Raw genomic sequence first — 18,332 nt, 5'->3', positions numbered from 1 at the left:
CAATGGGTTTTCGCCGGGTGCCCCGTTATTTCATGTAGCCGATGTAGTCGTACTGGATTTCCGGATTCCAGGCCATGTCGCTGCCGACGGCGCGGAAGCCGATCTCGATCGACGCGACCGCGTCCCTCCCGCTCCAATCGGCGATCGGCACCTCGATCCGATTCCACCGGTCCGCCTGCATCGGCGCGACCGCTTCGATCTTCGTGCCGTCCGCGCCCGTCAGGACGACGCGCGTTTCGTACGTCGCGTTCGGGACGCCGCCGTACGAGTTGATATGGTAGAAGAACGTGCGCCCCTCGGTCATGCGGATCGGCTCGACCGGCGCCGTGCGCACCGTCTTCCACGCGGACGCCGCAACGGCTTCGGCTCTCGCGTTCAGCGCGTAGCTGCCCAGTATCGGGACGTGCGGCCCGTTCGGGAACGATTCGACGGTGCGCAGCTCCGCGACCCGCTCGCCGCGCTCCCAGCCGGCGACGCCGCGTTCGAAATTGTACAGCAGCGCGACGTCATCCGGCACCTGCTCCTCGCCGTCTTCCTTATCTTTCGCGATCGTCTTCGCGAGCGTCGTATTCCGGTAAGCGAACGCCGCCGTCACGAGCCCGTCGGCCGGAGGCGTGTAAGCGGTCACCGTCAGCACGAACGTCTTCGTCTCCCCGGTCTGCACGCCTTTCACCGGCAGCGCCGCCTCGGCGAACGTCAAATGCTCGGAGGACACTGCGATTTCCCCGGTCAGCGGCTTGTCGTCGTAGTTCGTGACCGCGACCTTCACCTGCGCGCCGGGCCCGAGCGGACCGTCGCCCTCGAGCGCAGCCGTCACGTCGAAGTTGACGCGCCCCTCCTGCGCGCCGCCCGCCTTCCGGAACGCCACGTCGTCGATCAGGAACGTTCCGCTCCAGTTCGCTAGCGACGGCGACATCATCCACACCTTGACCCGATCGACCGAGTCAAGTCCGCCCCAGCCGGTCAAGTCGACGATCGCGTGCGTCCATTCGTTCGGCCGCTGCAGCGCGACGACGGACTCCGCGCTGCGGCTGCCGCTGTAGACCTTCACCTTCGCGTAATACGGGCGATCCGCGAGCTCCCCTGGGATCTTGAGCGCCACGTGAAGCGCCGGGTGCTCCGTCGCGTCGAGCGGCGCGTCGAATGCGACGTCGGCGCCGCGCCACATTTTCGAGAGAGCGCTGAACTGGACCTCGAGCGACGCCTCGCCTTCGTACGCGTCGCCGGCATGCCGCGCGACCGCCCGGCTGTTGTCGGCGAGCCGCCAGCCGTCCGTGCCGCTCTCGAACGTCGCGACGCTCAGCTGCGAGGCGCCTTCGCGGCGCGAGGCGTTCGCGAACTCGGCCGGGTACGACGCCGGCGCCTCCCGATCGGTCAACTGCGATGCATCGAAGCCGGGAATGGCGGCTTCCCACGAGTCGATGCCGATGATGGCCTTGGCGAACTCCGTCGCCTCGAGCGATCTTGCCGTGTCGATGTCGCGGAAGACGCCGTAGATCGCTTTCTTTTCATACGGCGTCGCGATTTCCCCCGGCGCGTTCGTCCAGAGGCCGAGGTTAAGGCCGCCCTCCTGCGCGTGATCGACATGGCGGTGCAGGATGAACGAGTCGATGCCGTCGAGAAACTCGACGATGTAATAGGCGTACGCATACGCCGCCGCCTGCAGCGCCTGCGCCTCCGGCGAATTGTCCAAGCTGTGGAATCCTTGCTCGGACAAGATGACCCGCCGCATGTCGCCTTCGTACAAAAACTGCGACTGCCGCAAGTAATCGACGAGCACGGACAAGTTTTTGAACGTGATGCGCTGCGTATGGAAATCGAAGGTCGCCGATTCGTCGTTCCAAAACCGCGGATTGAACAAGTTTTCCGGATACGGATGGAACGCCATGTTCCACGGAATGTCCCCGTGCGCCTTCAAATGCTCGGACAGCAAATCGACGATGTTTTTGTTGTCGTACTTCCATAGCGAATCCGATGGCAAGTTCTCATCCCAGAAATGATCCAAAGAAATATACACGCGCGCCTGGTCGTAATGGCTGCGCACGATCGCGTCGGTCAGCCGCAGCGTCCGCGCATAATCTTCAACGTACTCGTGGATCAGCTTCGGTCCCATGTTGTTCCATATTTTGTTTTGGCCGATCTCGTTGCCCACGATGTAATTGACGGCGCGCCCGAACGCTTCGTCCTCGCGCGTGTACCGCTCCGCGAGGAAGCTCGTCACGGCGCCGTAGTAGCCGACGCCCTCCGCCGTCTTCGTGTTCACGGCGTACACGATGCCGCCCGGCTCCGAATCCGGATGGATCAAGAGATGGTTCGGCGTCGCCGGATCGAGATTCGGGTACATGATCAGAATCAGCGAGACGATCATATCGTTGTCGGACAAGCTTTTGATTTGCCCGTCGAGCCGCTCGACCGTATCCTTCCGGAAGTAATACGTCTTCCCTTGGAATTCGTACGGAATCGTACGGTCCGGACGGCTCCCGTCGATGTACAGCATCTGATCGTACGCGACGTTCAACGCGGCATGGCTGATGCCGAGCTCCTCCGCGTCGTCCGTGTATTGCACCTGCAGCCCCTTCTTGCTGCGCGCTTCGGGGAACGGGTACGAACGCTTCGCGACGGCATCCGGGTTGACGATATACTGCGGCGCGGCAACCCAGCGGCTCTCGCCGTTCTCCGTCTCCAGCGCCACCGCGAACTTCGAGTACAGTCGGCTTCGATCGCCGTCCATGAGCGGGAACGCGAACGCGAAATTCGCCTCCGCCTGCGCCGTCGCAAGAAGCTCGCGCACGGCCGCCGGGTCCGCCGGATCGGCGTACGTGGGAAACTCATATAGCGCAAGCACGCCGTTCTGCGCGCCGACCGCTTCCGCTTCGATCGATCCCGTCAGCGCGACGCTTACCCCGTCCTCCCGAATCGTCGGCGGCGCGACGGCGCCGATGTATTCCGGAGGCAGCGGCGGCATGATGCCGAATTCCGCTTCGTCCACTTGGATCACCCCGCCTTCTCCGGCCTCAAGGACCGGTTGAATTCGAAACTGCCGAAGCGTGCCCGCCCATTCCGACTGATCGGACATATTCAAGGCGTACGTCTTCATCTGCCCGAACGGTTCGATGTCGAACAGCTTCGATTTGGCATCATCCCACTCCGGATCTTCCGCCGTGATCCACTGCACTCGCAGCCGCTCGGCCGGCGTGCCGTTCGCGAGCGCCAGCATGATCGCGTTGCGCTCCCCGAGCGGCAGGGCGAACGAGCCCGACGTCAGCGCGTCGCCCGGTCCGGCGACGGTCCAGACCAGCTTGCCGCCGGTCGACGCGACCGCGCCGCGCGACGCCTCGAACCCTTCGGCGTCCCCTTCCTTGCTAAAGCGCATGTCGAGGACGTTCGTCGCCGAAATCGCGTCGAGCTGGAACCGCCCGTCCCAAAAGTCGTACCCCGGCGCGCCCGGCGGCACGCCCTCGAGATCGAAGTTTTGCATGAACGATATTTCGAGCCGCTCGACGCTCGCCCGCCCCGCCCACGACGACATGTCGACGAATACGGTGCGCCAAGCGTCCGGACGAATGTGCGCGATCGACTCGTGCACCCCGTCCCCGCCGTGCATGCGAATGCGGAGCACGTAATCGACCTGCTGCCAGCCCCAGCTGTTGGCGGCAAGCGCCAAATACCGATAGCCGGACAAATCAAGCGGCTCCGCGAAATCGCGGTATACGGTGCGCCACTCGTACACCTTCACCGGCTCCGGCCGCTGCTCGAGCGCCCCCGCCCCTTCGTAAACGCTTCCAGGACCGTTCAAAATGCCGGTCACGAACGCGACGCTCTTCGTATTTTCGCCGGCCGACCACGTCGCGACGTCTTCGGGCGTGTTGAAGTCGTTAATCGTCAAAGCCGGATAGACGGCCGTGCCGCTCGCGACGTTCGGCGAAGGCGTCAACGTCGGATCGTACGCGCCTGCAGACGCAATCGCCGCAAGCAGCGTTTGGCCTGTTATAACGGCCAAGGCGACGGCCGCGAGCATTCGTTTCATCGGTTTCATATACGACATGTCCTCCCTACTCTTTTACATTTTCAGAGCGCCTTGAGTCATGCCTTGGATGTAATATTTCATGCCGAACGCGAAGATGAGCACAAGCGGCACCGACGAAAGTGCATAAGCGGCGAACTGAACGCCTATATTTTTGATGCCGAATTGGTTTTCGAACACGGTCAGTCCCACCCCGATCACTTGGATGGAGCTGTCCCGAATCGTCAGCAGCGGCCAAATATAGTCGTTGTAAATCCCCACCGACTGCATGATGAACAGCGTAGCCAAGATCGGCACCGCCAGCGGCAGCACGACTCGCGTAAACACGGTGATTTCGTGGGCTCCGTCGATGCGGGCGGCTTCGAACAGCTCGTTCGGCACCCCGGCGATGTAGCTTCTGCAAAGGAACGTGCCGAAAATTTGCCCGCCGGCCGCATGCGCGATAATGATGACCCACGGCGTGTTCGTCAGCCCCATGCTGTTGTACAGCACATACGACGGAATCAGCGTAAGCACGCCCGGAATCATCATCATGGCCAGCATCATCATGAACAGCGTTTCCTTGCCCGGAAACCGCTTTTTCGCGAACACGTAGCCCGAGACCGAAGACAATGCGCAGACGAGAGCGCTTCCCGCCGCCGCGTACGCCACGGTGTTGGCGATGTACCGCCACACCGCAGCGTACGCTTCGCCGTAGTTGCCCCACCTAGGCGGCGCGGGGAGCGACCAGAAGCTGCCGAGAATTTGCGCGTTGCTTTTGAGCGAACTGACCAGCATAAACGCGATCGGCACGAGCGTCAGAAATACGAGCGTCCCGAGCGCGGCATGCGCCGCGAGCTGCCCGGCGGACGAGACGGGAGACCGTCTCCGCCGAGCCTCCGGCGTCGATCGGGCTTGGGCTCTTGCGATGGTCATTCGGCCTCCTCCTTTACTCGTGAGCGGTTTTGATCAGCCTCATATTTACGATCGTAATCGCCAGAATGACCGCGAACATGGCGACGCCGAGCGCGGACGCATACCCGAGGTCGTTGAATACGGTAGCCGCATAGTACATCTGCAGCGCCGGCACGTACGTCGAATCCATCGGTCCGCCGCCGGTCACGATCAAGATGGCGCCGAAGTCTTGAATGACGCCGATGAGGCACAGAATGAGCAGCAGCTTGAACTGCCCCGACAAGAGCGGCAGATGGATCGAACGAATGACGCGCCACAGGCCGGCGCCGTCCATCTTCGCCGATTCGATCAGCTCCTCCGGAATCGCGAGCAGGCCGGCGTAGAACACGAGCAGCTGCAGGATGCCGATGAACGGAAAGCCGATGAAAATGACCGCCCACAACGCGCTGTTCGGATCGCCCAGCCACGCATGTCCCGGCAGCCCGAACGCTTCGAGCGCCTTGTTGATCAATCCGACGTTAGGGTCGTACAAGTTTTGCCAAATGAGCAGCCCGGCGACGGCGGGGACGACCATGGACGCGACGAACAGCGTCCGGTACCCATACTGCGCCCGCTTGTTCCGCAGATGGTAAATCAGCTCCGCGGCGATCAATGGCGGTACGAGCGTCTTCACGAGGCCGGTGACGATCAGCAGCGCCAAGTTGCCGAGACCTTTCGTCACGTACGGGTCGTTCGCCATCCGCTCGAAATTGGCGAGCCCGACGAATACCGTCCGGCCGCCGGGATTCCAATCGTACAGCGAGTGGAACAACCCGGAGAACGCCGGGTAATACAGGAACACGAAGATCAGCGCGAAGCTCGGCAACAGCGCCGCGTACACGTATCTCGCGCGCCACGCCTCGACGAACACGCTTAGCTTGCGCTTGCGCTTCAGCGCGAGCAGCCCGCCGCCGAGCAGCGCCGCAGCCGCCGCGGCCGCGAAGACGATCGCCGCCGTGCGGACGGCTGCGCCGCTCTTCGCGGAGGCGACCGCGCCTGCGACGTCGTACGCATGCACCGTCCCGGCGCCCGAGCCGAGGTACAGCGCGGTCGCCTCGCGGTTGAACGCGACTTGCCGGCCGGCGCCGTCGATCCGGGACGACCAGAGCGTCCGGCCGTCCCGCGAGAACAAATAGACGTTGCCGGAATAATCCGCTGCCGCGACGAACGCCCCGTCCTCGGACAATGCGACGTCGGTGACGACGTCCTTCGCGGTCATCGCGGCCGACGCCGCCCCATCCGGCGAGAAGATGACGATCTCGTTCCGCGACGTTCCGACGGCGACCGTGCCGTCGTCCGTCACGGACACGGCCTCGATCGAGCCGGTCACGCCCATGCGCCGCAGCAGCAGTCCTTCGGCGTCCATCACGTACGCGTACTGGTCCGCCGCCCCCGCCGCGACATAGCGTCCGGCGGGCGAGACGCTCAGTTGCGCGGGCGCGATGCCGATATCCGATTCCCGCACCGTCTCGCCCGTGGCCGGGTCGATGAAGAAGACGGCCGGCTGCCCCTGCGCGATATACGCGGACGTCGCGCCATCCCGCGACGCGGCGACGCTTTTCACCTGGCGCTTCGCATCCTTCTCCCATACCGGCCGCCCGGCTTCGTCCAATTTGTACAGCCGCCGGTCATCCGAAGAGACGAGCAGGCTGCCGTCCCCGAGGAACGCCACTCCGGTCACGACGTTGCGCGCCTCGAACGCGAATTGCGGCGTACCGTCCGCGCCGAACGAATACGCCTTGGCGCCGTAACTGCCGACCGCGATGCGGCCGCCGTCCGCGGACACCGACAGCGACGTGACGTTCTCCGCCGCGTCCAGCGTCCAGGCGGCGGCGTTCCCCGAAGCCGCTCCCGCGAACGTGAAGACGGCGCTGAAGACGATCCACATCGCGACGAGCGCTTGCTTGCTGCGTAACGCCATCTTCGCGGTTCCTCCTTTCCGCGCAGGCGGGCGCCGTTCGCCCGAAGGTCATCCTTCGGACGAACGCCGCGCGTCCGCTCTTTAATTTCGTTCCGGCGGCCTTCGCTCCGGATGCTCGAGATCCGTAAGCTCCAGCTTCTTCTCCTTCATCGCCGGCGCCAAATATTTGTCGACGATGCCCTGATATTCGGTCAAATACTGCTCCGTCGTCACCTGGCCGCCGAAATACCGCTGCACCAAGCCGACCCAATCCTGCACCGACGGCTGGTGGTCCCACACGCCGCGGGCGAGCGAGTTCGCCGCGCTCGGGAACCCTTCCGTATTGCCGATCGCCTCGAAATTCGCGAACGCCGCCGCCATCTCTTCGGGCAGCTCGATATCCCTCAGCGCCGGCGCGCCGGCGAGCGCCGCGTCTTGGCTGTTTTGAATGGCGGTCAAGTACACCTTGTAGCCCTCCGGACTCGTCAAATACATCATGAAATCGATGTCGAGCTCCGTCTGCTTCGCGTCCTTCGCGACGAAGCTGTAGAAGCCGATCGGAATGTGGATCGTTCGAGCGGGGGCCATCACTTCGGCGCCTTCCATGGACGGCATATTGAAGAATCCGTATTCGAACGGCTTCACGCCTCCTTGCGCGCCTGCTTTCTCCTCGCTCGCGAAATCTTTCGGCAGCTGCCAGAACGAGCCCGGCGTGCTCATCATCGTCGCCGCCTTGCCGGTCAGGAACAAGCTGTACGCCTGTTCGTCGTTCACGCCGAAAAATCCGTCGGGCGTATATTGAAACAGCGTCTTCAAGTTTTCCATGAACGCGGCCCATTTCGGATTGCCCTCCACGCGGAACGGGCCTTCCTTATCCTTGATTGCCTTCCATACGCGAAGGTCGTTCTTCGTCACCTTGCTGTTGGAGTCGTTGTACGGATCCGACGGATCGAACGTCCAGGCGTCGTCGATCTCGGGCAGGTACGTGTAGTCCTCCGGCTGCGAGCGGACGACATGGATCGAATCCCGCATATATTGGTCGGCGTAAATGCGGACGAGCCAGCCGGCCTGCCCGCTCCACATCGAATGGGAGTTGCCGGCGAGCGCGAGCGGCGTATAGCCGGCCGCCTTGATTTTCTCGAAGGCTTCGATCAATTGCGAGAACGTCTTCGGCGGCTCCTGAATGCCGACGGACGCGAAAATTTCTTTATTGTACACCCAAACGATCTGCACCGATTCGAAGTTCAACATGTACATGTGGTCGTCCGCCCCGACGTTCGCCAAATTGATGCCCATGGCGTCGAGGTCGAGGCTTTCCTTCCACTTCTTCCCGGTATACGGGTTGACTTTCTCGAAGAACGGGTAAAAATCGACGAAGCTGCCGTTCTCGTGCAGGGAGGCGACTTCGTTCGTAACGACCAAATCGACGTCCGGCGTGCCGGCCGCGAACTGCGCCGTCAGCCATTCCCGGTAGCCCTCGAGCGGCTTGTTGTCGACGACGACGTTCACCTTCGGGTGCTTCTCCATGTACGCTTTGGCGACTGCGTTCCAAACGGAAGCGGAGGCGTTCGGGAGCGAGATGCGAATCGTCCCCTCCAGCTCCGTCTTCGTTTCCGTCTCGGCGGCGGGAGCGGGTGCGGCGGGTTCCTGTTGTTGGGCGGGTTGTTCCTCGGGGACGGGCTGCTGCGGGGTCGCTTCCCCGCCGGAATTCGTGCAAGCCGCGATCAATGTTGCCGTCAGCAGTACGGCGAGCAGCGGGGAAAGCCGTTTGTTCCATTTCATGCGCTGACCTCTCCTTTTTGCGGTAATCGTACGCAAAGACTGGGGTTGGTTAAGCGTTTTCATGATTGCGTGTAACGAGCGGCGGGACGGCGGAAACCAAAATACTTTTTGGCATTAAACGTATACATTTATTAACAATTATATACTTATTTCAAAAACCGATCAATGCATACCTGCCGTTACGGGGAAGCCTCCGCCGCCGTGCCGGCGCCCAGCGGGGCGGCGTCGTCGGCCGGCACGAGTCCTCGCACGCGGATCCGGTCTTTCGACGCGATCGTCGTCGACGGCTGCCTGAGGATCGGGCTGCCCCATTCGAGCGAGGCGGGCAGCTCCGCTTCGAAGACGACGGCGCCGTCCGCCTTGCGCTCCCACCTCGCCGCGACGTCCCCCCAAGGAGTCGGCACCGCCCCTTCCGCCCATGCCATGCCGCTCGGCGGCTGCGGAACGAACGCCAGCGTGCCGGTACAAAGCCGCGACGCGTCGATGCCCAGCACCCGCTGCGTCAGCAGGTATGTGGGAGACGCTCCCCAGCCGTGGCAGTGGCTGACCGGAATATGATCCGCCAGGTAGGTCGGCGTATTGCCTTGGTACGGGCTCGGGATCGCGCTGTGCGGCGTCGCCGGGTCGAACGTCTCCCACCACGTCGTCGCCCCGCGGCGCAGCATTTCGCCCCAGAACGAGCGAATGCGTTCCAGCGCGGCGTCGACGAAGCCGTAGTCGAACAGCGTCTCCAACACGATGTGGTAAAAGAATGCCCCTTTGATCGGCGGGCAGCGATCGGCCAAGTACGTGTCCGTCAGGAACCGAACCGCCTCGTCCGCCGTCGTCACGCCCGTCCAAATGGCCATGAAATTCGTTTGCGCCGTGACGCTGTCCGACAAGCCGTCCTTCGTCCGGCAATCGGCGAGCGCGTCTCGCTCCGGATGCCGGAAGCGAGCGCGGATCGATTCGCGCAGCGTGCCCGCCTTCCGCCGGCACCGTTCCGCGTACGCGCGGTCTCCGAGCGCTTCCGCCAGCTCGGCGGCGTCCGCGTACATTTTGTGCTGGAGGCACGAGACGGCCGCGACTTGATCGCGCTTATCCAAATCGTCCGACCAGTCGATGAAGCACCACCAGCCGTCCCGGTCGGCCCCGGAGAAGATGCCGTTCTCGTCCTCCTGCGCTTCGAACCAGTCGATCAATCGAAGCGCCGCCGGCCACACGTCGCGCAGGAACGCCTCGTCCGCCGCGTACCGCCAATAATCGGCGACGCCGGACAGCCAATGCGCGCAAAAATCCGGCAGCAGGAACGTATTCCGCTCGGGACCCGTTCCCGGGATCGAGCCGTCCTCGTTTTGAATGCGGGCGCCCTGCAGCAAGCATTTGCGGAGCAGCGCCGTATCGCCGAACGTTTGGTAAATCACTTTGCCCATGACGATCGCGTCGACCACCCACAGCGCTTTCTCGCGCAGCGGGCAGTCCTCCAGATGATCTTGGCTGTTCAGCATCGTCGTGTAACGTCCCGTCTCCCAAATCCGGTTCAGCAGCTCGTCGTCGCAGCGGAACGCGCCGGACCTTACGAACGGATAGCCGACGGATTGGACGCCGAATCGTTCGACGACGACCGGCGCGGGCGTCGCCTGCGCCACCGTCTTAACGTAGCGGAAGGCGCGCCGTCCGAACGGGCGCAGCGTATTCGCTCCGCGCTTCAAGAAGAACGTGTCGTGCAGCGCCATATCGAGCGATTCTCCGTAGTGCAGCTGCAGGACGCCTCCCTCCGGCGCCGTCACCTCCAGCTCCATATAGCCGACCCGCTGCTTGCCGAAATCGAACGTCACCGCCGGGAACGAGCCCGGGCGCGACGCGTCCAGCGTCATACCCCCGCCGGTCCCGTGCGGGGACGCGTCCGCCAGCAGCGCGTCCGCGCGCTCGATGCGGCCGCCGAACGGCTCGCTGCCGGCGATCAACTGCGGCGCATGCCGTTCCCGCGAGAGGAACGGTATGTCCCTCGGCAGCAGCCGCGGCCACGGCCCGGCCGGATCGCAGGCGGCCGAGACGACGACCGCGTCCGGCCAATGCCCGTCGTCGTACTCGGGCCGCTCCCAGCCGTCCTCCCGCTCGGCCAAATACATCTCGCGAAACCCGCCCCACAGATGCAGCCGGCTGACGCTTTCGACCCAGCGGCGAGAACGCCGCGCCTTCCATGAACCGTCCGTGCCGACGACGATGCGCTCGCCGCCGGCCGCGGAGATGTCCGCCTCGGCGATCAAGCCGCCCGGCCCTTGCAGCTGCTGCGTGACGATCGCTTGGTCGCCGAAATTGTACGCCAGCAGCGCGATCGTATTGCTCCCGGGGCGAAGCAAAGGCGCGATATCATAGGAATCGTAATACTTCCACGCGTTGTCGCTCGGCGAAGGTCCTCTGCCGATCTCCGTACCGTTAACGTACAGAATGTACTCCTGGTTTGCGGAAACGCGGATCGCCGCGGATCGCCAAGAGCCGTCGGCAAGCGTGAACGTTTTTCTCGCTTCCACATAGATGTTGTGGGGCGGGCCGTCATGAGCGGCCCATATCCACTGGGCTTGCCACCGGTTGCCCAAGCTCATCCCCCCTTATGTATTGGGTTTGCAAAATAACGTATACGTTTAATATTCATTATATACTTTATTAAAAATAGATCAACCGTTTCTTTGGGAAAAAATGAAAAAAACAGACGCCGGTCGGAAGACCGTCGCCTGCGATATTGAAACATCTGAAATGTCTAGCAGCCGCTTTACGGCTCGAACTCCGACGTGCTGTCCCGCACGACGAGCTTCGGCACGATTTCGTCCTTCAGCAGCTTGCCGGATTCGGCTTGCCGCCATTCGAACAGCAGCATTTCCGCGGCGCGCCGCCCGACCGCGGTCGTATTTTGGTTCACGGTCGTCAGCGCCGGCTCGAAGAACGGGCTCGTCAGCGTATCGTCGTAACCGACGACGCTGACGTCCTCCGGGATGCGCATCCCTCGATCCTTCAGCGCCTGCAGCGCTCCCGCCGCCTTGAAATCGCTCGTCACGAACAGCGCCGTCGGCGGCGGGTCGAGCGACATCAATTTATGCGCGCCGGCGTAGCCCATCTCCGCGTGCTCCTCCTCCGCCTCGATGACCGCCACGAGATTCGGATCGAACTCGACGTCGTATTGCGACAGCGCCAGACGATACCCTTGGAGGCGCAGCGTGAATTCCTGGTTCATCTCGAGCGCCGATTTCCCGGTCAAGACGATTCCGATTCTGCGATGGCCGAGCGACAGCAGATGCTGCGTAGCGAGGAAGCCGCCGGTAAGGTTATCGACGATTACATAAGGAATCTGCAGCTGCGGATAAAAGAAATGGACGGTGACGAGCTTGCGCTCCTCCGTCTTCCACCTGCGCAAAATGTCCGGATTCATCCCTGCGTTCGGCAGCACGATATAGCCGGTACGGTCGTCCTTCTCCGGCAGCGAAGCGGCGGAACCGACATCCCACAAATGAAATTTCACCATATTTTCGTCGCACACTTCCTGAATGCCGACCAGCAGGTCGCTATAGAACCGATGGTTGAACGTCTGCAACGAAATCGACGAATGCGCAAGGTATATGCGCTCCAGGGCGACGGGCTTCTCCTTGGGCTTCCCGTCGGGCTCCAGCCGGATGAACGTCCCTCTGCCGCGCACGCGGTAAATGTAGCCTTCGTTAGCGAGCTCGGTCAACGCTCTGCGTGTCGTAATTTCGCTTGTATTATAAATTCTTGCGAATTCCACCTGCGTCGGGAGCGGCTCGTGCAGCGGGAAGGCGCCGGCGGCGATTTTTTGTTTCAAATCGTCTACGATCGTTTGGTACATCGGGGTCTTATCCGTTTTCATCGTTAGCACGCTCCGTTTCTTGAATTAAGTATACGTTATGGAATGCATGTTTTCAAGAAGAGGATGCGCTTGAAGGCTGAAACCGCCGCCCAGGCTTGAAAAGTCTCCAATACGTTACAATTTTAGAGTATACTTAATGTATCTCCGCTCCGCGAAGCGGCAGTCAACGGGAGGGCCCAATGGAATCGGTATTGAAGGGGACGGCGTTTTTCGAGGACGATGCATTTCCGTTTTTTATCCAGCGCTACTGCATCCGAAGAGGGGAAATAATCCCGTCGCATACGCACGACTTTTTGGAGTTCGTCTACGTCGTTCAGGGCGGCGCGGTTCACGATATGGCGCAGCATCGGTACGTGCTGAACACGGGCGACGTGTTCGTGCTGGAACCCCAGACGTATCACAGCTATGAAGGCTCCGCGTCGGAGGAGACCGTGCTGTACAATGTCCTCTTTAAGAAGGAACTGCTGCAAAAGGAGTTCGACGCGCTGCTCGACATGCCCGCCATCATCCGTTCGTTCTTCCTCGCGCCGTTCTTGCGCAAGCAAGCGTCCTTCGTCCCGCATTTCGCGCTGCGCCCCCGCCAGCGGGCGGACATCGAAGGCCACCTCGACGCGATCGCCCAAGAGTTCGAAGAACGGCGGACCGGGTATCGGTTGATCATCAAATCGCGCTGGATCGAATGCCTGGTGCTGCTGAACCGGTTTTACGAGGATCCCGATCGGCCGATCGGCTTGCCGCCCGTCCGCGACGAATGGATCGAATCGATCGTCCATTTCGTGCGGGATCATTTCCGCCAGCCGCTGACGCTGTCCCAGCTGAGCGCCAGCTGCGGCATGAGCGTCTCGTCGTTCACCGCCAAATTCAAAAAAGCGACCGGTATGTCCCTCATGGACTACAAACAGTCGCTTCAAATCGAACACGCCTGCCGGCTGCTGCAGACGACGGACGCCAAAATCATTCACGTCGCCTACAGCTCCGGCTTTCAAGACGTCAGCTTCTTCAACCGCGCGTTCCGAAAACACACCGGCCTTTCGCCGAGGCAGTACCGGCAGGCGCATTCGCCGAATGCTTAGTACTCGCCGAGAATCTCGACCGCTTCCTTCGCGAGGCTCGTATCGATGGCCGCCTCGATGTCGATGTCCCGAATCAGCGCGCCTCTCGCTTTATACCATTCGTACTGCGCTTTGATGTCGTCGACGAACATGTTCCCGTTCGGATCGAGCCCCGTCACGTTCACCTGCTCCCACAGCTCGGGATTTTTCAAGGCGGTATATTCCGTCATGATCCGGATGACTTCGGCCTTGTCTCCCCGGCCCTTCACGAACGCATCGTTGTAATCGCGCAGCCCCTTCAAGTATGCCGCCATGAACCGAACCGCGACGTCGCGTTTTTCGGTCACGAACTCGGGAGAAGCGAGCACCATCGCGATTTGCGCCTCCGGCGCGAAATCCGTAGCGTCCAGGAACTTGACGTGGATCCCCTCGGCTTCGCCCCGCGTGATGAGCGGTTCGATCTGCAGCGCCGCGTCCAACGAATCGGTCTGCATGCCGGCCAGCATGTTGGCGAAATCCGGAATGAGCACGAACTCGACGTCTTCCCGGGTCAGCCCGGCATGATCGAGCATTTGCTGGAAAATGTAATCGTCCACTCCGTTCTCCGAGGAAACGGCGACCCGCTTGCCCTTAAGATCTTTGTAATCCGTAATAAGACCTTCCTGCTCTTTGTCGATTACGAACGTGAAATAGGAAGCCCCTTTGCGGTTATGCCCTTTGTCGGCGATCATGCGAACGTCGATGCCTTGCGCGATCGAATTGAAGAACGAGGCGGTAGAGACGCCGCCGGCTACGTCGATCTCCCCCGTCGCGAGCGCCGGAAGCATTTCGTCGCTGTTGGCGAACGTAGCAAATTCGACTTCGATATTGTACTCGGCGAAATACCCTTTGCTCTCCGCGATGTAAAAGCCTGCCCCGGATGCGGCCCCGTCCTCCGCGATGAGCACCTTCGTCTTCTCCCGAAGCGGCGCCAAATCGCCTCCGGCCGGAGCCCCTTCGCCGACCGGCGCCGCCGGCCGATCCGTCGAACCGCACCCCGCCAGGAGGGCGACTCCGATCAACGCTGCGGATACGAACGCAATACCCCATTTTTTCATTGGACGTTCTTCCTTTCCGTTCATCTCGAACTTTGGACTTCCCGCTGCAAATGGTTCCATATGTGTATGAACGCTTCCGACGTTTGCGCATTCGCCCGAATTTGCTCCATCGTCCGCGGCCGGGGGAGGTCGACGCGCACTTCGCCCGCGATGGTGCCCGGGTGCGCCGACAGCAGTAAAATGCGATCGCTCAGCATCAGCGCCTCGTCAATGCTATGTGTAATGAATAAGACCGTCTTGCGGTCTTCCTCCCAGATGTTCAGAAGCTCCTGCTGCAGAATGAATTTGTTTTGCTCGTCGAGCGCCGCGAACGGTTCATCCATCAGCAGCAGCTCCGGATCGTTGGCGAACGCCCGCGCGATGCTCACCCGCTGTTTCATCCCGCCCGACAGCTCTTTGGGATACAGCTTGGCGAATTGGCTCAGCCCCACTTTATCCAAGTAATACGAGACCCGCTCCCGAATGAGGTGCTTCGGCAGCCTCCTCATTTCAAGACCGAAGGCAACGTTCTCCCGCACCGTCATCCATGGCAAGATGCCGTTTTCCTGAAAAATCATCGACTGCAGCGGCTTGCTTTCGTCGGTCCGCCGAATCGTCACCTGGCCGGAGCTCGGCGTTTCCAGGTTCGCGAGGATGCGGAGCAGCGTCGTTTTGCCGCAGCCGCTCGGGCCGACCAAGCAGACGAACTCCCCTTCCGCCACCTCTAGGGAGACGCGATCCAGCGCGGTGACGTGCCGGTCCTTTTTGTAAAACACTTTCGTCAATTCGCGTACGGTAATTTTGGGCTGCTCCGACACCTTTTTCCCCTCCTCACTACTGCCACGGCACCAGCTTCGATTGCAGCCAGCGCAGTAAAATGGAGAACGTGTACCCGAAGAAAGAGATCAGGATGAGGCCGACGTACATCGGATGAAAGTTAAACACTTTGTAGGAACTCCAAATCAAGTAGCCGATGCCTTGATTCGCGCCGATCATTTCGGCGGCGACGATCGTCAGCAGCGCGATCGCCTGCCCCATCTGCACGCCTTCCAACATGAGCGGAAGCGCCCCCGGCAGTGCGATTCGAAGGAAAAATTGGCTCGGGCCCGCGCCGTAATTTCGGGCGACGTCGATGTACGACCGGTCGATGTTCGCGACCCCGGCGGCCGTATTGATCACGACCGGGAAGAAGACGCTGCCGGCGATCGTCATCACCTTGGACGTCTCGCCGATGCCGAAGACGATCAGGATGAGCGGCATCAAGGCCAAGGTCGGGATCGGCATGAGCGCCATGAGCAGCGGAGAGCAGAACGACCGGAAAGGCCGATACATGCCCATGAGCAGGCCCAGGACGACCCCGGGAATCGTGCCCGCCAAAAACCCGAGCGCGATCCGGGTCAAACTGACGCCGATATGGGTGAAGAGCGAGCCGCTGACCGCAAGCTCCCAGAACGTCCGCACGATGCTTGTAGGCGGCGGGAAGAAGCGCGGATCGATCAAGGAAGTGCGCGAAAGCATTTCCCAAAGCGCTAAAATAAAAATCGGCGACGCGATCGTAAGCCATCGTTGACTTATCCGCTTGCGCTCCTCCTTTCTCCACTCCAGCATGGCGACATCCATCGGGGAGGAACGGTGTGCGCCGTTGTCAGCCTTCAAGCGATTCACCACCTTTGCTGCTTGCATCCTATGCACAGGAGCCCAGATAGGTGCGCGGCGAAATAGGCGCAAAAAATCCCGCTCGCCGGATGCGAGCGGGACATATAGCGTTATGAGGATTTCTTGGTAATGACCGCCTCGAGGAAAGACCAGGGCAGCACTTGTTTTAAAAACAGCATCGTCTTGATGCCCCGCCCGATCGGGTAATAAAACTTCGGCTTTGGTTCGAAGCAGATCCGCTTGATCAAGCTCGCTACTTCGATCGGATCCCCGCCGCTTGTTTTCGCCAACGTCGAGCCTTGCTGCGCCATCAGCATCATTTTCTTGTAATCGTCGTGAACGTCCAGGTTCATTTCCTTGAGGCCCTTATCCCATATTCCCGTTTTGTACGAGCCGGGCTCGATCAAGCTTACGTATACTTGGAAAGGAAGCAGCTCTAACCGCAGCGATTCGCTGAACCCCCGCAAGGCGTATTTGGAAGCGGCATACGGCGTCAAGCCCGGGAACGCGAAGGAGCCGCTGAAGCTGCCCATATTGATGATTTTCCCTTTCCGATTGTTCCGCATCGTCGGAACGAATGCTTTCGTCACGGCGATCGCGCCGAAGACGTTCGTCTCGAATTGCAGCCTGTACGCTTCCATCGATACGTCCTCCGCCGCCCCCCCGATGGAAATTCCCGCATTGTTGATTAGAAAATCCAGCGACGAGTATGTAGATAGGACGTATTCTTTGACGCTCTCGACCTCTTCGGGAATCGTCACATCCAGTTTTACGACGTCGATCCGTTCCGAGACGTTATGCTTCCCGGCTTCGCCGATCACAAGGTCGATCTCGTCCCGCTCTTTGACGCCCGCAACGACCGCGACGCCGGCTTTCGCCAGCTCGATCGCCGCGAGCAGCCCGAACCCGCTGCTTGCTCCCGTTATGAGCGCTGTCTGCTTTGCCAAGCTGGTCACCTCTTAGAAGTTAATGGTTCTAGTAATCGCAGCCGCGCACTCTATGGCTCGACGCTATATTTAATATAGTAAATTATGGGTCGACCATTGTAAATTTTCGTAACCTCCCGCCTCGAACTTCTCCTGCTGGGCTGAATACGATATAGGCAAGAGAGGAGAATGCGAATGCTGTACGTTGTAAGGCGCGGCGATCATTTGTCGGGCATCGCGGCCCGCTTCGGCACAACGGTGTCGACGATTTTAGAGGCTAATATCATCTGCAACCCCAACCTCATCTTCGTCGGCCAACCTTTATTGATTCCGGACCCGGGCATCGAATACCCGAGAGCGGGCGGGTTTCCCTCTTACGTCATTCAGTACGGAGACACGCTGTCCTGTTTAGCTCCCAAGTTCGGGCAGACGGTGTCCAGTCTGGCGGCGGCAAACCGGATCGCCGACCCCAATCTTATTTATGTCGGCAACGAAATCATCGTAGGATTTCCGCAGCCGAACCCCGCGGAGCTGCTTCGCTCGTGGGAGACGACCGCCGAGGAGTCCGCATGCCAGCTGTCGTCTTTGCAAGAGCACGGCATCTATTATATCGGCTCGTTCCAATGGGAAACGCTCGGGGAAACGGCGGTTCCGTACCTCGTCCGCCTGCTGAGGAATTCCTGCCGGACGGTGCGCTATTACGCCGTCATGAGCCTTGGGCGCATCGGCGCCGGGTTCGCGGCGCGCGCGGCTTTGGAGGCGGCGGCGAACGACCCCGACGCCGACGTCGCAAGGCTCGCCCGTCTCGGCCTGCGAAGGCTGTCGGCGGTGCAGCGGTTCTCCAAGCGGCTGCACGTCTCGATCGCGGATCAAACCTTATACGCCGAACCGAATCTACAGTCTTCCGCCGTGCCGCTCCCGGAAGGCGCCCACGTGATATCGCTGCGATGGAATATTCCGAGCGCGACGAACGAAGAAGGACCGCGAGGCGGTCTTCAAATCTACGACCAAGTTCAGGTGTCGGCGACCGGGCAAGTCGGTTATCTGCCTCGCGCCGGCTTTAACGATATTTTGTTAATCTAAAGATGATCGCAACGCAAGAAGGACCGCTGCTTTTTCGCGGC

Annotated in this window: 12 protein-coding genes; 2 read left to right on the top strand and 10 right to left on the bottom strand. The window is 61.1% G+C overall.

From position 1 onward, the window contains the following. Positions 1–25: 25 nt before the first annotated feature. From VE009_RS25160 to VE009_RS25135, 6 genes are all read right to left on the bottom strand, one after another. Entirely contained in the window at positions 26–4,036 is a 4,011-nt protein-coding gene (locus tag VE009_RS25160) for a DUF5722 domain-containing protein (RefSeq protein WP_325012552.1), read from the bottom strand. A 24-nt stretch (positions 4,037–4,060) separates the two neighbouring features. Then, on the bottom strand, positions 4,061–4,939 hold the full coding sequence (locus VE009_RS25155) for a carbohydrate ABC transporter permease (RefSeq protein WP_325012550.1): 879 nt from the start codon (positions 4,937–4,939) through the stop codon (positions 4,061–4,063). Positions 4,940–4,952: 13 nt separating this feature from the next. Further along, complete coding sequence (locus VE009_RS25150; RefSeq protein ID WP_325012548.1) at positions 4,953–6,878, bottom strand: ABC transporter permease subunit; 1,926 nt, start codon at positions 6,876–6,878, stop codon at positions 4,953–4,955. 81 nt (positions 6,879–6,959) lie between these two features. Continuing rightward, the gene (locus tag VE009_RS25145) at positions 6,960–8,639 is read right to left on the bottom strand and encodes an ABC transporter substrate-binding protein (RefSeq protein WP_325012546.1); all 1,680 of its coding nucleotides are present in this window, start codon (positions 8,637–8,639) and stop codon (positions 6,960–6,962) included. A 179-nt stretch (positions 8,640–8,818) separates the two neighbouring features. Next, positions 8,819–11,218 carry a family 78 glycoside hydrolase catalytic domain gene (locus tag VE009_RS25140; protein WP_325012544.1) on the bottom strand — a complete coding sequence of 800 codons (2,400 nt, stop codon included), beginning with the start codon at positions 11,216–11,218 and terminating at the stop codon, positions 8,819–8,821. 173 nt (positions 11,219–11,391) lie between these two features. Beyond that, positions 11,392–12,498: a GntR family transcriptional regulator gene (locus tag VE009_RS25135; protein WP_325012542.1), complete on the bottom strand. Its 1,107-nt coding sequence runs from the start codon at positions 12,496–12,498 to the stop codon at positions 11,392–11,394. 179 nt (positions 12,499–12,677) lie between these two features. Here VE009_RS25135 and VE009_RS25130 point away from each other — a divergent pair, with 179 nt between their 5' ends. After that, on the top strand, positions 12,678–13,571 hold the full coding sequence (locus VE009_RS25130) for an AraC family transcriptional regulator (RefSeq protein WP_325012539.1): 894 nt from the start codon (positions 12,678–12,680) through the stop codon (positions 13,569–13,571). Here the strand turns inward: VE009_RS25130 and VE009_RS25125 are convergent. The 4 genes from VE009_RS25125 to VE009_RS25110 all read right to left on the bottom strand — a co-directional run bounded on the left by VE009_RS25125 (position 13,568) and on the right by VE009_RS25110 (position 17,229). Then, positions 13,568–14,647 carry an ABC transporter substrate-binding protein gene (locus tag VE009_RS25125; protein WP_325012537.1) on the bottom strand — a complete coding sequence of 360 codons (1,080 nt, stop codon included), beginning with the start codon at positions 14,645–14,647 and terminating at the stop codon, positions 13,568–13,570. The two genes, VE009_RS25130 and VE009_RS25125, sit on opposite strands and share 4 nt — an antisense overlap. Positions 14,648–14,667: 20 nt before the next feature. Further along, entirely contained in the window at positions 14,668–15,444 is a 777-nt protein-coding gene (locus tag VE009_RS25120; protein WP_325012535.1) for an ABC transporter ATP-binding protein, read from the bottom strand. Between the two features lie 16 nt (positions 15,445–15,460). Further along, on the bottom strand, positions 15,461–16,246 hold the full coding sequence (locus VE009_RS25115; protein WP_325012598.1) for an ABC transporter permease: 786 nt from the start codon (positions 16,244–16,246) through the stop codon (positions 15,461–15,463). A 146-nt stretch (positions 16,247–16,392) separates the two neighbouring features. Then, positions 16,393–17,229 (bottom strand): SDR family oxidoreductase, encoded by an 837-nt coding sequence (locus tag VE009_RS25110; RefSeq protein WP_325012532.1) that lies wholly within the window; start codon positions 17,227–17,229, stop codon positions 16,393–16,395. A 174-nt stretch (positions 17,230–17,403) separates the two neighbouring features. Here VE009_RS25110 and VE009_RS25105 point away from each other — a divergent pair, with 174 nt between their 5' ends. Next, positions 17,404–18,291, top strand: coding sequence for a LysM peptidoglycan-binding domain-containing protein (locus tag VE009_RS25105; protein WP_325012530.1), 888 nt, complete (start codon positions 17,404–17,406; stop codon positions 18,289–18,291). The last annotated feature ends 41 nt before the right edge of the window (positions 18,292–18,332 follow it).

The sequence above is a fragment of the Paenibacillus sp. genome (assembly GCF_035645195.1).
Classification (GTDB): domain Bacteria; phylum Bacillota; class Bacilli; order Paenibacillales; family YIM-B00363; genus Paenibacillus_AE.
The sequence above is the reverse complement of the archived record's forward strand: the minus strand, read 5'-3'. Positions and strand labels throughout refer to the sequence as shown.

What these genes read in the sequence shown, in the direction of transcription:
- VE009_RS25160 (WP_325012552.1), bottom strand. Translation starts at nt 4,036, where the DNA reads ATGAAACCGATGAAACGAATGCTCGCGGCCGTCGCCTTGGCCGTTATA.
- VE009_RS25155 (WP_325012550.1), bottom strand. Translation starts at nt 4,939, where the DNA reads ATGACCATCGCAAGAGCCCAAGCCCGATCGACGCCGGAGGCTCGGCGG.
- VE009_RS25150 (WP_325012548.1), bottom strand. Translation starts at nt 6,878, where the DNA reads ATGGCGTTACGCAGCAAGCAAGCGCTCGTCGCGATGTGGATCGTCTTC.
- VE009_RS25145 (WP_325012546.1), bottom strand. Translation starts at nt 8,639, where the DNA reads ATGAAATGGAACAAACGGCTTTCCCCGCTGCTCGCCGTACTGCTGACG.
- VE009_RS25135 (WP_325012542.1), bottom strand. Translation starts at nt 12,498, where the DNA reads ATGAAAACGGATAAGACCCCGATGTACCAAACGATCGTAGACGATTTG.
- VE009_RS25130 (WP_325012539.1), top strand. Translation starts at nt 12,678, where the DNA reads ATGGAATCGGTATTGAAGGGGACGGCGTTTTTCGAGGACGATGCATTT.
- VE009_RS25125 (WP_325012537.1), bottom strand. Translation starts at nt 14,647, where the DNA reads ATGAAAAAATGGGGTATTGCGTTCGTATCCGCAGCGTTGATCGGAGTC.
- VE009_RS25115 (WP_325012598.1), bottom strand. Translation starts at nt 16,246, where the DNA reads ATGGATGTCGCCATGCTGGAGTGGAGAAAGGAGGAGCGCAAGCGGATA.
- VE009_RS25105 (WP_325012530.1), top strand. Translation starts at nt 17,404, where the DNA reads ATGCTGTACGTTGTAAGGCGCGGCGATCATTTGTCGGGCATCGCGGCC.